Here is a 13567-nt window from a genome sequence, read left to right on the forward strand (position 1 = left end):
CTCCCTTCAGAGCGCCAGGCTCTTGCCGGTTTCAGCGGAGAAGAGATGCGCCTGACTGAGGTCGAAGCTCATCTTCAGCTGCTCGCCGGTTTTCAGCTGATGCGGATTGAGCATCCGCGATACCCATTCGCGGCCGGCGAACTCCACGAAAACAAGCGTCTCGTTGCCGAGCGGCTCGGTAATCGCGACCGGCAGGGTCACCTCGTGGACGGCTGTGTCGGCGCCAGAATGCAGGCCGTGGCCCGTCGGGAAAATGTCGTCTGGCCTGAGGCCGAAGGCAACCTTTTCGCCCTCCTTGACCCGACCGGAGAATTGCCCGGGCAGCGGCAGCTTGTCACCGTTGCCGAACACCACGTGACCGCCCGAGATCGTCGCCTCTTCGATGTTCATCGGCGGCGAGCCGATGAAGCCCGCGACGAAGCGGGTCGCGGGGCGTTTGAACACTTCGTCCGGCGTGCCGACCTGTTCGATATAGCCATCCCGCATGATGACGATGCGGTCGGCGAGCGTCATCGCCTCGACCTGGTCGTGGGTCACGTAGATGACCGTCGACTGCACCTTGGCGTGCAGCTTCTTGATCTCCGTGCGCATCTGCGTGCGCAGCTTGGCGTCGAGGTTCGACAGAGGCTCGTCGAAGAGGAACACTTCCGGCTGGCGCACGATAGCGCGCCCCATGGCGACGCGCTGGCGCTGGCCGCCGGAAAGCTGCGCCGGGCGGCGTTCCATCAGCGCATCGAGACTCAGGATGGCCGCGGCCTCGTTGACGCGCTGGTCGATTTCGGCCTGCGGCAACTTGGCGATCTTCAGCGAAAAGCCCATGTTTTCGCGCACCGTCATGTGCGGATAGAGCGCGTAGGACTGGAACACCATGGAGATGTTGCGATCGCGCGGCGGCAGATCGTTGACCGGCGCGCCGCCGATCTCGATGACGCCGCTGGAAATGTCCTCGAGGCCCGCGATCATGCGCAGCGTCGTCGACTTGCCGCAGCCCGAGGGACCTACGAGCGCGACGAACTCCTTGTCGCGAATGTCGAGGTCGATACCGTGGACGATTTCCAGCGCACCATAGCGCTTGACGAGTTTCTTGAGCGAGACCTGGGCCATGCTGTCAACCTTTGACCGCACCGAATGTCAGACCGGACACCAGGTGCTTCTGAATGATGAATGTAAGGGCGAGCGCCGGGATGATCATCACGACGGCCAGCGCGCACATGCCGCGCCAATCGATGGTGAATTCGGCGGTGTAGTCGAGAAGGCCGACCGGCAGCGTCTTGGAATCGACCGACCGCGTCAGCTGCGATGCCAGCGCATACTCGTTCCAGGAGGTCAGGAAGGCGAAGATGCCCGCGGATGCGATGCCAGGACCAGCCAGCGGAAACTCCACCTGCCAGAAAGCCTGCCAGCGCGTACAGCCGTCGATCTGGGCAGCTTCGGCGAGATCCTTCGGCACCTGGCGGAAGAAGCCGTCGATCAGCCAGATCGTAAACGGCACGTTCAGCGCCACATAGGTCAGGATCAGGCCGAAATGCGTGTCGATGATGCCGATGCGCGCATAGACCATGAACAGCGGCAGAGACAAAGCGATGCCCGGGACGGAGCGTGTCAGCATAAGGCCCAGGAACACCGCCGACTTGCCGCGGAAGCGGTAGCGGGCGAAGGCATAGCCGCCCGACATGCCGATGATAAGCGCGATCACCGTCGAGGTAATGGAGATGATCAGCGAGTTGCGGAAATAGTCCCAGACGGGGATGCCGCCCTGCCCCAGCCCGCCGAACATGGCGCGATAGGCATCGAGCGAAATCTCGTTCGGGATCCATACCGGGGGCTTCGCCATGATCTCGACCGTCGGACGCAGCGAGCTGAGGATGATCCAGAAGCCGGGAAGGCAGATGACGAGCAGCGCCAGGAAAAGCCCGATCAGATAGGCGACGGTTCCGATCCGCCGGCGAATGCGTTGTTGCGTGTTGCGATTCATGATTACCACTCCGCTCCGATCTGGGTGCGGGCAAGCGCAAGCTTGCGGAAGAAATAGACGGTGAAGATGATCGAAAGAATGATCGAGACATAGGCCATGGCGTTTGCAAGCCCCATCTGCGCGTCGGCATAGGCCGTTCGGCCGACCAGCGTCCACACCAGCTCGGTGCGCCGGGCGGGCCCGCCGTCGGTCATGATCTTGACGATGTCATAGGCACGGGCGACGTCGAGCGAACGGATCGTCATGGCGATGAAGGCGAACGGCATCAGGAACGGCCAGGTTACATAGCGGAAGGTCTGCCACGGCGTGCAGCCGTCGACGCGCGCCGCCTCCACCGGCTCCTGCGGCATGGCAAGCAGGCCGGCGAGGATGAGGATGGCGAAGACCGAGGTGGACGACCAGACTTCGGCGATGACGATCGACATGAAGGCGAGATTGCCGTCGATCAGCCACGGGATGGCTTGCGTCGTCACGCCCAGCGACTGCAGGGCATTGTTGATGATGCCGACATTGTCGTTGAACATGAACTTGAACTGGAAGCCGACGAGAACGGGCGAAAACATCATCGGGAACATCATCAGCGTACGCAGGATGCGCTTGCCATAGGTCGCCTTGTTGACCAGAAGCGCAAGCCCCAGCCCGAGCAGCATTTCCAGATTGAGCGCGATGGTCAGAAGCACGACGGTGCGCACGAAGGCAACGAGGAAGACCGGATCGCTGAGGATGCGCTGGTAGTTGCGCAGACCGATCCAGACCCCAAGCGTCGCCGGCTTTGTCAGCCGGAAGGGCGTGAAGCTCGAATAAAGCGACAAAAGCAGCGGAAAGAGCACCACCGCCACAAGCACGATGATTGCCGGAAGTAGAAGCAGGACCGGTGGCGATAGTTTTTTGAGCATAGCGTGTACCTGTTCGCATCCCGTCACGATCAGGAATGCAATGTCATGGGCCCAGCGGCGGGTCAGGACCTGTTTTATCTGACCGGGCAGACCGGCCCCGTACAGGCGGGTCAAGAAAGCTTTGAAAAATGCCCCGCACCCGTTTGCCGGGCGCGGGGTGTATGGTGCGGCGCTTAGAGTTCGCCGGCGTCCTTCAGAACCTGCGTCGCCTTGTCGGCGGCGGCATCGAGCGCTTCCTTCGACGTCTTGTCGCCGAGGATGGCGGCCTGGAGTTCAGGATAGACGACGTTGGAAATCTCGATCCATTGCGGCGTGCGCGGAACCGGGAAGGCGTATTTCGCGGCTTCCTGGAACGTGCTCAGCACTTCCTTCTTGTAAGGATCGGAAGCGGCCTGCGCGATATCCCACTCCCAGACGGCCTTGCGGGTCGGCAGCGTGCCGTTCGCGGCTTCGAGCTTCTGCGAGTCGTCGTTGGTCAGGAACCAGACGAGCGAGGCGGCAGCATCCTTGTTGGCGCAGGATTCAGTAACCGAGAAGCCGTGGTGGCCGGACCAGCCGGTGTGCTTGCCGGAAGAACCGGTCGGCTGGACGACGACGCCGACATTGCCCGCGACCTTCGACGACTTCGGGTCGTTGAAGTAGGTTGCCCAGCCCGGCCAATCGAGGTCCATGGCGATGGTGCCCGAGGCGAAGCCTGCGCCGAGTTCATCCCACAGATAGTTGGTGGTGCCGGCCGGGACGGCCTTCGCCTTATAGAGATTGACGAACCAGTCGAGCGCGCGAACACCGGCTTCCGAGTTGAACGCCGGCTTGCCGTCCTTCAGGTAGTCGCCGCCTTCGGCAACCAGCATTTCATAGAAGCGGCCGTTGATCGCCTCTTCCTTGCCGGCAAATTCGGTACCGAAGAAGTTCGGCGGGTTGGAGAAGAAGATCGACTGATCGGTCACTTCCTTCCAGGTCTTCGGCGGCGCCAGATCGTAGCCGTACTTGGTCTTGAACGCCGTCTTCTTGGCTTCGTCCTGATAGAGGCTCTTCTGGTAGTAGAGGGCCGAGACGTCGAACTGCGCGCGCGGCAACATCACCAGCTTGTCGTCGATGGTGGAAGCGCTGATCGTCGAATCGACGAACTCGGCGATTTCTTCCTTCGGCAGCAGCTTGGCGAGATCGGCATAGAGTTCGGGATACTGCGGAGCGAAGGACGAATGGTTCGAGCCGACGCACCAGGTGATCTTGCCCGACGCCATGTCAGACTTGATTTCCTTGTCGAGTTCGAAGTGGTTCTTCTTCGACAGGATGTTGACCTTGGCGCCCGTCGCCTTTTCCCACTCGGCGATGCGTGCATAGAGCGGCTCGTATTGCTGGCCACCGATCAGCTTGGCGTCGATGGTGACGCCCGCGAATTTACCCGGCAGGTCGGCGGACCAGGCCGTGGTGCTGGCGAGAACCGCCAATAGCCCGGCGACGACGCCGGCTTTCAATTTCGTCATCGGAAACTCCTCCCATTTTTCCGGACTATTCCGTCCGAAATCTCCCCGATCCAAATATGGATCAATAATTCATATGTAAACATCATCTTTACTGAGCGTCAAGCACCGATCATCCGGCCGCTTGCAAATCGTTTCCATTCATATATGAATATCAAAACCATTTATGCATGCGAGGGAATATATGGCATTGGAAGACGAAAGCGAGCGCTACCGCGCGCCTGCCCTGGACAAGGGTCTCGACATTCTCGAACTGTTGGCGCGGATCGACGGCGGGCTCACGCAGGCGGAGATCGCAAAGCAACTCGGCAAGAGCCCGAACGAATTCTACCGCATGCTCGACCGCCTGGTGCGGCGCGGCTACGTGCAGCGGCAGGAAGGCGACCGCTTTTTCATGACGCTGAAGCTGTTCGGGCTGGCGCATTTCCACGCCCCGGTGCGGCGCCTCGTATCCTTCGCGACGCCGCTGATGCGCGATTTCTCCAACCGCGCCGAACAGTCCTGTCATCTCGCGGTCTTCGACCGTGGCTCGGTCGTCGTCATCGCGCAGCAGGATTCGCCCACCTACTGGGGCATTTCGATCCGCGTCGGCGCGCAGATCAACCTCTTCAACACCGGCTCCGGGCATATCCTGCTCGCCTTCCGCGACGATCAGCAGCGGCGCATGATGGTGACGGAGCAGCAGCGCCAGCAGGAAGTGTCGCGCATGCCGCCCGATCTCGAGGAACGGCTGCAGTTTATCCGCGAACGCGGCTTCGAGACGATGGACAGCCTGCAGACCACCGGCGTGCGCAACATTTCCGCCCCGGTCCTGGCGCTCGACGGCAATGCCTTGGCCGCGCTCACCTGTCCCTTTATCGAACCGGTCAACGCCGATGCACCGACCTACGATCAGGTAACCGAGTATGTTTGCGAGGCCGCTCGCCAGATATCCGAAACGGTGGCGGGCAAACCTGACGACTCCGAGCAATAATTTTTATTTGAATAGATTATTCTTATGTGAGTATATAGCTCGTAGGCATCGCAGGGGAGGTTTGCCATGCTTTTCGATACACATCTGCACGTCATCGACAGGAAAGCCCTGCGTTATCCGTGGCTTGAGCAAGCAGCAGCGCTGAACCGCGACAGCCTCTACGAGGATTACGCACGCGAGGCGCAGCGCTCCGGCATCACCGATACGCTCCACATGGAGGTAGATGTGGCTGTCGCCGATATGGAGGCGGAGACGGCCTACGTGCACCGGCTCGCCGAACGGCCCGGAAGCCTCATCCGCGGCGCGATTGCCGCGTGCCGCCCGGAGGAAGACGGCTTTGCCGCCTATCTCGAGCGCGTGCTTGCCGACCCTTTCGTCAAGGGCTTCCGGCGGGTGCTGCATGTCGTGCCGGACGATCTTTCCGAAGGCGCCCTTTTTCGAGAGAATCTCAAGCGTCTTGCCGGCACGCGCCTGACCTTCGACCTCTGCGTCCTGCCGCACCAGATCGAAAAGGCCACAGCCCTCGTCGATCTCAATCCCGACATCCGCTTCATCCTCGATCATTGCGGCGTTCCTGCCGTCAAGGACGGAATGAGCGACGTCTGGAAAACAGCTATCGCCGATATCGCGCGCCGGTCGAACGTGACCGTCAAAATCTCCGGCATCGTCGCCTATGCCGATCCCGACAGCTGGACGGTGGAAACGCTTCGTCCCTTTGTCGAACATTCCATAGCGAGTTTCGGCTGGGACCGCGTCGTCTGGGGCAGCGACTGGCCGGTCTGCACGCTCGGCGGCGGGTTGACGCATTGGGTCGCCGCCACCCACGCGCTCCTATCCGGCTGTAGCCCGGACGAACGCGAGAGCCTGTTTTTCCGCAATGCCAAGCGCCTCTGGGCGCTCTAGGCAATTACGGGAAAAGTGTGACGCGGTTTTCCGTCCGGAATTGCGTAAAAACAAACAGATAGACCCACATCGAGACAGCCATGACCGCTACCGTCGGCACATCCAGCACCCATCCGAAGTCCATGCCTCAAGACCACGCCTCGCTTCCGGTGTGGAACGCGGAAAACTGGTTCTACGAAGACTTCGAGATCGGCCATAAGATACGCTCGCTGCGCCGGACGATCTCCGAGGGCGAGTCGATGCAGTTCAACGCGCTCGTGCTCGACATGCACCCCTATGTCGGCGACCAGATCTTTGCCGAGACCGAGGGGCTTTTCGGCAAGCGGCTGGTGGCGGGCGCCTTTGTCTTTTCCGCCGGCCTTGGCCTCGTCGCCACCAATTGCGTCAACGCCTTTTCATACGGCTACGACAAGCTGCGCTTCATCAAGCCGACCTTCATCGGCGACACGATCTATACGATCCGCACCAACCTCGACAAACAGCCGAAGTACAGGGATCTCGGCCTCATCCGCTCGTCCTACGAGGTGTTCAAGGGCGAAGGCGAACTCGTGCTCTATTGCGAGCATATTCAGACCGTGCGCTACAGAGACGGCCGGCCCGCCGACGCGCCCGAGATCAAGGGCTGAAGGACCACCGCATATGACTGCCCATAAGGAAGAAGACCTGCTCGCCGGCATCACCGTGCTGGATATGAGCCAGTTCCTTGCCGGCCCGATGGCCGCGCTTCGTCTCGGCGATCTCGGCGCCCGCGTTATCAAGATCGAGCGCCCCGACGGCGGCGACCTCTGCCGGCGGCTCTATTTGACCGACACCGAGATCGGCGGCGATTCCACGCTGTTTCACGCCATCAACCGGGGCAAGGAGAGCTTTGCCGGCAACATGAAGGATCCGGGCGATCTTAAGGCCATCCGCGCCCTGATCGCCAAGGCCGACGTCGTCATCCAGAATTTCCGCCCCGGCGTCATCGAGCGCCTAGGGCTCGACTACGAGACGGTCCGCAAGATCAATCCTCGCATCGTCTACGGCAGCATCACCGGCTATGGGCCGGCGGACGATTGGGCGCATTTCCCGGGCCAGGATCTGTTGGCGCAGGCGCGTTCCGGGGCGATGTGGCTGAACGGCGAGGCCGGCGACGGGCCCGTGCCCTTCGGCCTTGCCGTTGCCGACATGCTGGCGGGCAACCTGCTCGTGCAGGCCATCCTCGCCGGCCTGGTGCGCCGAAGCATCAGCGGTGAAGGCGTCCATGTCGAAACCAGCCTGATGGAGGCGATGGTCGATTTCCAATTCGAGGTGCTGACCACGCATCTCAACGACGGTGGGCGGCTGCCGCAAAAATCGGCGGTGCGCAACGCCCATGCCTATCTCGCCGCGCCCTACGGCGTCTATGCGTGCAGGGACGGCTGGCTGGCGGTGGCGATGATGCCGCTCGCCAAGCTCGCGCCGCTCCTCGACCTTCCGGCGCTTGCCTCCTTTACGCCGGACGAAGCCTTCACCCGCCGTGATGCCGCCAAGGCTCTGATCGCGACGCGACTGCGCGACAGGACGGTTTCGGAGTGGCTCGCAATCCTGGAACCGGCCGACATCTGGGCCGCCGAAGTGCTCGACTGGCCGAAGCTGCTGGAAACCGCCGCCTTCCGTCAGATAGACATGCTGCAGACGGTCACTCGCGCCGACGGCGTTTGCGTGCGCACCACCGCCAGCCCGATCCGCGTCAATGGCCGCCGCCACAAAGACGACCGCGCCGCGCCGACGATCGGCAGCCGGACGGACGAGATCAGGGCGGAATTCATAGGGAATTAGGAGGTATCGGGGTCGTGCCGTAGGGGGCCCTCATCCGAGCCCTCGGACCACCTACTCCCCGGCGGGGAGAACATGCCCGACAGGCAGGCGCGGAGCCACAGCGAGGCGGCCCTCAGCGATAAGCGAAGGGCGGCAACAATTTCCGCCCTTCGAACTTTCCCAAAAGACCTTAAGCCGCTGCCAACTGCAGTTCCTTGCTGACCATCGTGCGCAGCGCAACGAGGTCCTTGCCGAAGGCGCGAATGCCTTCCGAGAGCTTCTCGGTCGCCATCTGATCTTCGTTCATCATCCAGCGGAAGGTCTTCTCGTCGATCTCGATCTTCGGCTCGGCCTTCGTGTTATCAGGCGACAGCTGCCGCTCGAGCTTGCCCTGGTCGTTGGACAGTTCGTCGAGCAGAGCCGGGCTGATCGTCAGGCGGTCGCAGCCGGCCAGTGCCTCGATTTCGGCGGCGCTGCGGAACGAGGCGCCCATGACGACCGTCTTGATGTCATGGGACTTGTAGTAGTGGTAGATATCACGGACCGACAGGACGCCCGGATCGTCGGCAGACGTGTATTCCTTGCCCGTGGACTTCTTGTACCAGTCAAGGATCCGGCCGACGAAGGGCGAGATCAGGAAGACCTTGGCGTCGGCGCAGGCGACCGCCTGAGCCTTGCTGAAGAGCAGGGTCAGATTGCAGTCGATGCCTTCCTTCTGCAGCACTTCGGCGGCGCGAATGCCTTCCCAGGTTGACGCGAGCTTGATGAGGATGCGGTCGCGCTCGATGCCGCGCTCCTTATAGGCCGCGATGATGCTGCGCGCCTTGGCAAGCGATCCGTCGATGTCGAAGGACAGGTCGGCGTCCACTTCGGTGGAGACGCGGCCGGGAACGAGTTTCACCAGCGCGGCACCCACGGAGATCGCCAGGCGGCTTGCGACTTCGGAGGCGACGGCTTCGGGATTGCCGCCCTGCTTCTTGCCCCATAGAACGGCTTCCTTGATCGTGTCGGCAAACGTCGGCGTGCCGAGCGCCTTTAGCACGATCGTCGGATTGGTGGTGCAATCGACCGGCTTCAGGCGGGCGACCGCTTCGATGTCGCCGGTGTCGGCGACCACCGTCGTCATGGAGCGGAGTTGGTCAAGCTTGGAGCTCATGATGGATATTCCTCGTTGAATACGAACGTTGACCGGCGTGCAGAGCCTGGTGCGGTTTTACACCCTCCTCCAACCGCAGATGAAGGGAAAGCAAAACTTCATATAGGGCGGGCATCGGAAAAGACCCTAGGTTCCGAGTGCCTCCGGTTTCCCTGGAATATCATCGTTCACGGATAGAAAAGTCAAGGACATTTGCGTAATTGAATTGACATAAGTTTCAAATTACGGCGAGTATCGAGGCTAACAGGTCGACGGCCGCCCCTAAGGTGCGGCGGCACTTGCCGGAGGACCGATGGCCAAGCTCAGACGTGGAACACACACGGCCTTGGCCGAAGCCGCATCCTTGCGGCTGCGCGCCGCCTGGCTCTACTACAATCAAGGACTTACGCAAAAAGACGTCGCCGAACAGCTGGGCATCAGCCGCACGACGGTCATTCGGCTGCTCGACGAAGCGATGCGGCGCGCCGAGGTGCAGATCTTCATCAACGAGGGCATTGACGACTGTGTCGAGCTGGCGATCAAGCTGGAGCGCGCCTATGGCCTCGACGAGGCGATCGTCGTGCCGGCACCGGTCGGCGGCGATGCCAACGCGCAAGCCAAAAGCGTCGGCCTGGCGCTCGGCCAGTTTCTGACGGAAGCCATCCCCGACAACTTTACGATCGGAGTTGGCTGGGGACGCACGATGACGGCGTCGCTGGCGAGCTTCCGGCCTCCCCGGCGGGACAATTGCAAGGTGGTTTCGTTGCTCGGCGGCATCGTCGCCGTCCACCAGACCAATCCGATCGATTATACCTGGCGGCTGGCGAGCCAGCTCGGCGCGGAATGCTACATGTTCCTCGCGCCCTTGCTTGTCGATTCCGTCGAGACGAAACGCAACCTGATCGAAAAATGCGGACTTGAGACGATCTATCGGCTGGCGGAGAACCTTGACCTGGCGATCGTCAGCTGCGGCGATATCGGCCCGCATTCCACTTCGCTGTCGGAGGGCTTCATATCCAAACAGGAACTGGAAGAGCTCGTCGCCGCCGGCTGCGTCTGCGATACCATGTTCAACTTCCTCGACCAGGAAGGCCGCTCTATCGACCACTCGATCAACAGCCGCGTCATGTCCGTCGACCTCGACACGCTGAAGAAAGCCAAGCACATCGTGCTCTCCTCCGGCGGCGCCCACCGCGCCGTCGCGATCCGCGCGACGATCAAGCGGATCGGCTGCAACACGCTGATTACCGACGAGGGAGCGGCTATGGCGCTGCTTGATCTCGCCGAGGCCAAGGCGGCGTGATCACGAGGGCAGGACTTGCTCAGGCCTTTCCGGCCTCCCAGCCGAGCATGGCGCGCTTGCGCGTCAGGCCCCAGTGATAGCCGGTGAGTGCGCCGTTCTTGCCGAGCGCGCGGTGACAGGGCACGACGAAAGAGATCGGGTTGCGGCCCACGGCGGCGCCGACGGCGCGGCTGGCGGTCGGCTGGCCGATATCGTTGGCGATGTCGGAATAGGTGACGGCCTTGCCCATCGGGATCTTCAACAGGCTTTCCCACACACGCACCTGGAAATCCGTGCCGATCAGCACGACGCGCAGCGGCTGGTCGCAGCGCCATTTGTCTTCCCGGAACACACGTTCCGCATAGGGTGCGGTCGCCTCGCGGTCCTCGACGAACGTCGCATTGGGCCAGCGGCTGGTCATATCGTTGAGGCAGGCCTGCTCGTCGCCGTCGCTGAAGGCGAGACCGGCAAGTCCGCGCTCGGTCGCCATGACAAGAGCGGTGCCGAACAGCGAGGCGTGAAAGCCGTAGCGTATCAGGAGCCCCTCGCCGCGCGCCTTCCATTCTCCCGGCGACATGGCCTCGTGCGTGACGAAAAGGTCATGCAGGCGGCTTGGCCCGGAAAGACCGACCTCGATCGAAGTTTCAAGCAGCGGCAGGTCCTCTTGGCGCAGCAGCCGCTTGGCGTGGTCGAGGGTAACCGCCTGCAGAAAGGCCTTGGGAGACAGTCCGGCCCAGCGGGTAAAGGTTTTTTGCAGCTGCGTCGGCGATTGGCCGAGTTCGCTCGCAAGCGTCTCCAGCGATGGCTGGTCGCGATAGTCGAGCGTGATGAGCTCGATCACGCGGCGGACCGTGTCGTAGTCCGGGCCATCTGGGGTAACGTCCGTATTGAGCTTGGCGAGTGCGTTCATGAGCTTTCTCCTTGGTCGAGGAGATGACCACTTAACCGCTTCTCCTTCCACCCGATTCTTGCGGTTTCCGGCTAAATCCGCCGCGTAACCGTCGCAAGGGCGCTTTTGAAGGCCTTGGCGAAGCTCTCGCGGTCCTCGGGATTGAGGAAAGAGCCGATCTCGGTTGCCCTGCCCTCGCCGCTGATCCGCATCGACGTGATGCCGATCTCCTCATGGCGGCGCACGAAAAAGCGCGCCCAGAACGGATTGAAGCGGTGCTCGACCATCCGGCCCGAGGGAGAGAATTTGCGCACCGAAACGTCGGTTCGCGAAACAGTCACCTCTTCACGCGCACGGCCCGAGCGGTAGTTGAACCGGAAGGCAACATAAAGCAGCAGGAAATCGGCACCCATGAAAAGGCCGATCGGCCAGGCACCCCGGATCACGAACAGGGTGCCATAGAACAGGCAGAACGCGCCCATCAACGCCAGCAGAACCCTGAACCCCTTGCGTCCGAGCGAACGGTAGGGAAAGAGCTCGGCTGCAAAGACCGGCCGTTCGTCCGGCCTATCGGCGTTGCGTTCCGTCATGGGACTTGAGTATAGGTCGTTCATGGCAAATCTGAAGATCAAATCCAGCACCCGGCCGCGGGAAACGTCAAGTGCGTCGGCAGGTCGCAAGCCGGCTGTCCGCTCCGCCTATTCGAGGGCCGAGATCGAGGAGATCTTTCGCCGCTTTTCCGTTCAGCGGCCGGTGCCGAAAGGGGAGCTCGAGCACGTCAACCCCTTCACGCTGGTGGTCGCGGTCGCCCTGTCCGCCCAGGCGACCGACGTCGGCGTCAACAAGGCGACACGCGCCCTCTTTGCGGTTGCCGACACGCCGCAAAAAATGATCGAGCTTGGCGAGGAAAGGTTGCGCGACTACATCAAGACGATCGGTCTTTACCGCAACAAGGCGAAGAACGTGATCGCGCTGTCGCAGAAGCTCATCGACGTCTTCGGCGGCGAGGTGCCGCAGACGCGCGAGGCGTTGATGACGCTGCCGGGCGTCGGGCGCAAGACCGCCAACGTGGTGCTGTCGATGGCCTTCGGCCATGCGACGATCGCCGTCGATACGCACATTTTCCGTATTGCCAACCGCATCCGCCTGGCACCGGCCAAGACCCCGGATGAGGTCGAGCAGCGGCTGATGAAGGTCATTCCCGACCACTACCTCTTTCACGCCCATCACTGGCTGATCCTGCACGGGCGCTACTGCTGCAAGGCGCGCAAGCCGGAATGCGAGCGCTGCGTCATCGCCGACCTCTGTCGGTCGCCCGAGAAGAGCTGCGATATTCCGGCACCGCTTCTGGAACTACCGCAGCAGGCGATCGGAGAATAGCGGATCTTTCCGGCTTAGCTGCTTGTGCAGATGCACCATCATCCCGGCGGCGAAGAGCGGCGTCAAAAGGTTCAGCACCGGCACGGCGAGGAAGGCTGCGATGACCAATCCGCCGAGAAAAATCGTCGGCGCATGCTTGACGCGAAACAGTCGAGCTTCCGCCGGCGATCGAAATCGCATGGCCGCGAACTCGAAGAATTCCCGACCGAGTAGATAGCCGTTGACCACAAAGAAGGCGATCAGGTTGACGCCCGGCACGAAGAGCAGCGCAAGCGCAATCAAATTGCCGACGATGACGACGCCCAGAAACTTCAGCGAACTTGCGAGCGCCGCCCCGAGCGGCATGGCCTTGCCCGGCGCATCGCCCGCATAGTCTCGCTTCTCCACCACCTCGGCGACGTCATCGAGGAAAAGGCCCGCAATCAAGGCGGTGACCGGCGAAAGCAAGAGCGCGAGTGCAAGAGCAAGCCCAAGCCCCGCGACGGCCGCAAACACGAAGCCCAGCCAGCCGGCCCAATCGGGCAGGTCGGGGAGGAAAGTCTGCAGTGAGGGCAACGCGAGCGCGATGAAGGCGCTTCTCAGCGCAAGCCACAGACCAGCCAGCACGATTAGCGTCATTCCGAGTACTTTCCAGAAGACGTTGCGTGTCTCCGGCGAAAACAGGTTAACGGCGGCGAGGCGCGCGGCGTCCAAGATCATTTAGTCAGCATCCTTTGCGTGCGACTGCGCATGTAGGGATCCTTACTCGCGCCGGCAAGGTTTCGTGCCGCGCGGCATCGTATTGCGCCAAAAGGCTTCGTTGTATTGGAGTGAAAGCTAATATATATTAAGCTCCTGATCGAAAAAACAACGGCTTAGTGCTGGTATGGGG

14 protein-coding genes are annotated in these 13567 nt (G+C 61.9%); 6 read left to right on the top strand and 8 right to left on the bottom strand.

Annotated elements, in window-relative coordinates; genetic code table 11:
• Positions 1-6: 6 nt before the first annotated feature.
• The 4 genes from AB4048_RS04960 to AB4048_RS04975 all read right to left on the bottom strand — a co-directional run bounded on the left by AB4048_RS04960 (position 7) and on the right by AB4048_RS04975 (position 4358).
• The gene (locus tag AB4048_RS04960) at positions 7-1104 is read right to left on the bottom strand and encodes an ABC transporter ATP-binding protein (protein WP_442200808.1); all 1098 of its coding nucleotides are present in this window, start codon (positions 1102-1104) and stop codon (positions 7-9) included.
• A gap of 4 nt (positions 1105-1108) precedes the next feature.
• Positions 1109-1975, bottom strand: coding sequence for a carbohydrate ABC transporter permease (locus tag AB4048_RS04965; RefSeq protein ID WP_442200809.1), 867 nt, complete (start codon positions 1973-1975; stop codon positions 1109-1111).
• Between the two features lie 2 nt (positions 1976-1977).
• Complete coding sequence (locus tag AB4048_RS04970) at positions 1978-2871, bottom strand: carbohydrate ABC transporter permease (protein ID WP_442200810.1); 894 nt, start codon at positions 2869-2871, stop codon at positions 1978-1980.
• Between the two features lie 173 nt (positions 2872-3044).
• A complete protein-coding gene (locus tag AB4048_RS04975) occupies positions 3045-4358 on the bottom strand; it encodes an extracellular solute-binding protein (protein WP_442200811.1) in 1314 nt (437 codons plus the stop codon).
• Between the two features lie 181 nt (positions 4359-4539).
• Here AB4048_RS04975 and AB4048_RS04980 point away from each other — a divergent pair, with 181 nt between their 5' ends.
• The 4 genes from AB4048_RS04980 (at position 4540) to AB4048_RS04995 (ending at position 8031) form a co-directional block, all read left to right on the top strand.
• Positions 4540-5328, top strand: coding sequence for an IclR family transcriptional regulator (locus AB4048_RS04980; RefSeq protein ID WP_442200812.1), 789 nt, complete (start codon positions 4540-4542; stop codon positions 5326-5328).
• A gap of 66 nt (positions 5329-5394) precedes the next feature.
• Entirely contained in the window at positions 5395-6231 is an 837-nt protein-coding gene (locus AB4048_RS04985; RefSeq protein ID WP_442200813.1) for an amidohydrolase family protein, read from the top strand.
• Positions 6232-6311: 80 nt separating this feature from the next.
• A complete protein-coding gene (locus AB4048_RS04990; protein ID WP_442200814.1) occupies positions 6312-6857 on the top strand; it encodes a MaoC family dehydratase in 546 nt (181 codons plus the stop codon).
• A gap of 13 nt (positions 6858-6870) precedes the next feature.
• Positions 6871-8031, top strand: a complete 1161-nt coding sequence (locus AB4048_RS04995; RefSeq protein ID WP_442200815.1) for a CaiB/BaiF CoA transferase family protein — start codon at positions 6871-6873, stop codon at positions 8029-8031.
• A 169-nt stretch (positions 8032-8200) separates the two neighbouring features.
• Here the strand turns inward: AB4048_RS04995 and tal are convergent, their stop codons facing one another.
• Positions 8201-9166 (bottom strand): transaldolase, encoded by a 966-nt coding sequence (gene tal / locus AB4048_RS05000; protein ID WP_442200816.1) that lies wholly within the window; start codon positions 9164-9166, stop codon positions 8201-8203.
• 292 nt (positions 9167-9458) lie between these two features.
• Here tal and AB4048_RS05005 point away from each other — a divergent pair, with 292 nt between their 5' ends.
• Positions 9459-10448 carry a sugar-binding transcriptional regulator gene (locus tag AB4048_RS05005; RefSeq protein ID WP_442200817.1) on the top strand — a complete coding sequence of 330 codons (990 nt, stop codon included), beginning with the start codon at positions 9459-9461 and terminating at the stop codon, positions 10446-10448.
• A gap of 19 nt (positions 10449-10467) precedes the next feature.
• Here AB4048_RS05005 and AB4048_RS05010 read toward each other — a convergent pair whose 3' ends face one another.
• Both AB4048_RS05010 and AB4048_RS05015 read right to left on the bottom strand, forming a co-directional pair.
• Positions 10468-11337, bottom strand: a complete 870-nt coding sequence (locus AB4048_RS05010; RefSeq protein WP_442200818.1) for a methylated-DNA--[protein]-cysteine S-methyltransferase — start codon at positions 11335-11337, stop codon at positions 10468-10470.
• Positions 11338-11408: 71 nt separating this feature from the next.
• Entirely contained in the window at positions 11409-11906 is a 498-nt protein-coding gene (locus AB4048_RS05015; protein ID WP_442200819.1) for a DUF2244 domain-containing protein, read from the bottom strand.
• Between AB4048_RS05015 and nth the strand changes: the two genes are divergently transcribed.
• A complete protein-coding gene (gene nth / locus AB4048_RS05020; protein ID WP_442200820.1) occupies positions 11905-12696 on the top strand; it encodes an endonuclease III in 792 nt (263 codons plus the stop codon). The two genes, AB4048_RS05015 and nth, sit on opposite strands and share 2 nt — an antisense overlap.
• Here the strand turns inward: nth and AB4048_RS05025 are convergent.
• A complete protein-coding gene (locus AB4048_RS05025; protein WP_442200821.1) occupies positions 12670-13395 on the bottom strand; it encodes a sulfate transporter family protein in 726 nt (241 codons plus the stop codon). The genes nth and AB4048_RS05025 overlap by 27 nt on opposite strands.
• Positions 13396-13567: the final 172 nt, after the last annotated feature.

This window comes from Rhizobium sp. RAF56 (genome assembly GCF_052113965.1).
Taxonomy (GTDB): Bacteria; Pseudomonadota; Alphaproteobacteria; order Rhizobiales; family Rhizobiaceae; genus Rhizobium.

What these genes read in the sequence shown, in the direction of transcription:
- AB4048_RS05025 (WP_442200821.1), bottom strand. Translation starts at nt 13,395, where the DNA reads ATGATCTTGGACGCCGCGCGCCTCGCCGCCGTTAACCTGTTTTCGCCG.
- AB4048_RS04985 (WP_442200813.1), top strand. Translation starts at nt 5,395, where the DNA reads ATGCTTTTCGATACACATCTGCACGTCATCGACAGGAAAGCCCTGCGT.
- AB4048_RS04990 (WP_442200814.1), top strand. Translation starts at nt 6,312, where the DNA reads ATGACCGCTACCGTCGGCACATCCAGCACCCATCCGAAGTCCATGCCT.
- AB4048_RS04975 (WP_442200811.1), bottom strand. Translation starts at nt 4,358, where the DNA reads ATGACGAAATTGAAAGCCGGCGTCGTCGCCGGGCTATTGGCGGTTCTC.
- tal (WP_442200816.1), bottom strand. Translation starts at nt 9,166, where the DNA reads ATGAGCTCCAAGCTTGACCAACTCCGCTCCATGACGACGGTGGTCGCC.
- AB4048_RS04980 (WP_442200812.1), top strand. Translation starts at nt 4,540, where the DNA reads ATGGCATTGGAAGACGAAAGCGAGCGCTACCGCGCGCCTGCCCTGGAC.
- AB4048_RS04995 (WP_442200815.1), top strand. Translation starts at nt 6,871, where the DNA reads ATGACTGCCCATAAGGAAGAAGACCTGCTCGCCGGCATCACCGTGCTG.
- AB4048_RS05005 (WP_442200817.1), top strand. Translation starts at nt 9,459, where the DNA reads ATGGCCAAGCTCAGACGTGGAACACACACGGCCTTGGCCGAAGCCGCA.
- AB4048_RS05010 (WP_442200818.1), bottom strand. Translation starts at nt 11,337, where the DNA reads ATGAACGCACTCGCCAAGCTCAATACGGACGTTACCCCAGATGGCCCG.
- AB4048_RS04960 (WP_442200808.1), bottom strand. Translation starts at nt 1,104, where the DNA reads ATGGCCCAGGTCTCGCTCAAGAAACTCGTCAAGCGCTATGGTGCGCTG.
- AB4048_RS04965 (WP_442200809.1), bottom strand. Translation starts at nt 1,975, where the DNA reads ATGAATCGCAACACGCAACAACGCATTCGCCGGCGGATCGGAACCGTC.
- AB4048_RS05015 (WP_442200819.1), bottom strand. Translation starts at nt 11,906, where the DNA reads ATGACGGAACGCAACGCCGATAGGCCGGACGAACGGCCGGTCTTTGCA.
- AB4048_RS04970 (WP_442200810.1), bottom strand. Translation starts at nt 2,871, where the DNA reads ATGCTCAAAAAACTATCGCCACCGGTCCTGCTTCTACTTCCGGCAATC.
- nth (WP_442200820.1), top strand. Translation starts at nt 11,905, where the DNA reads ATGGGACTTGAGTATAGGTCGTTCATGGCAAATCTGAAGATCAAATCC.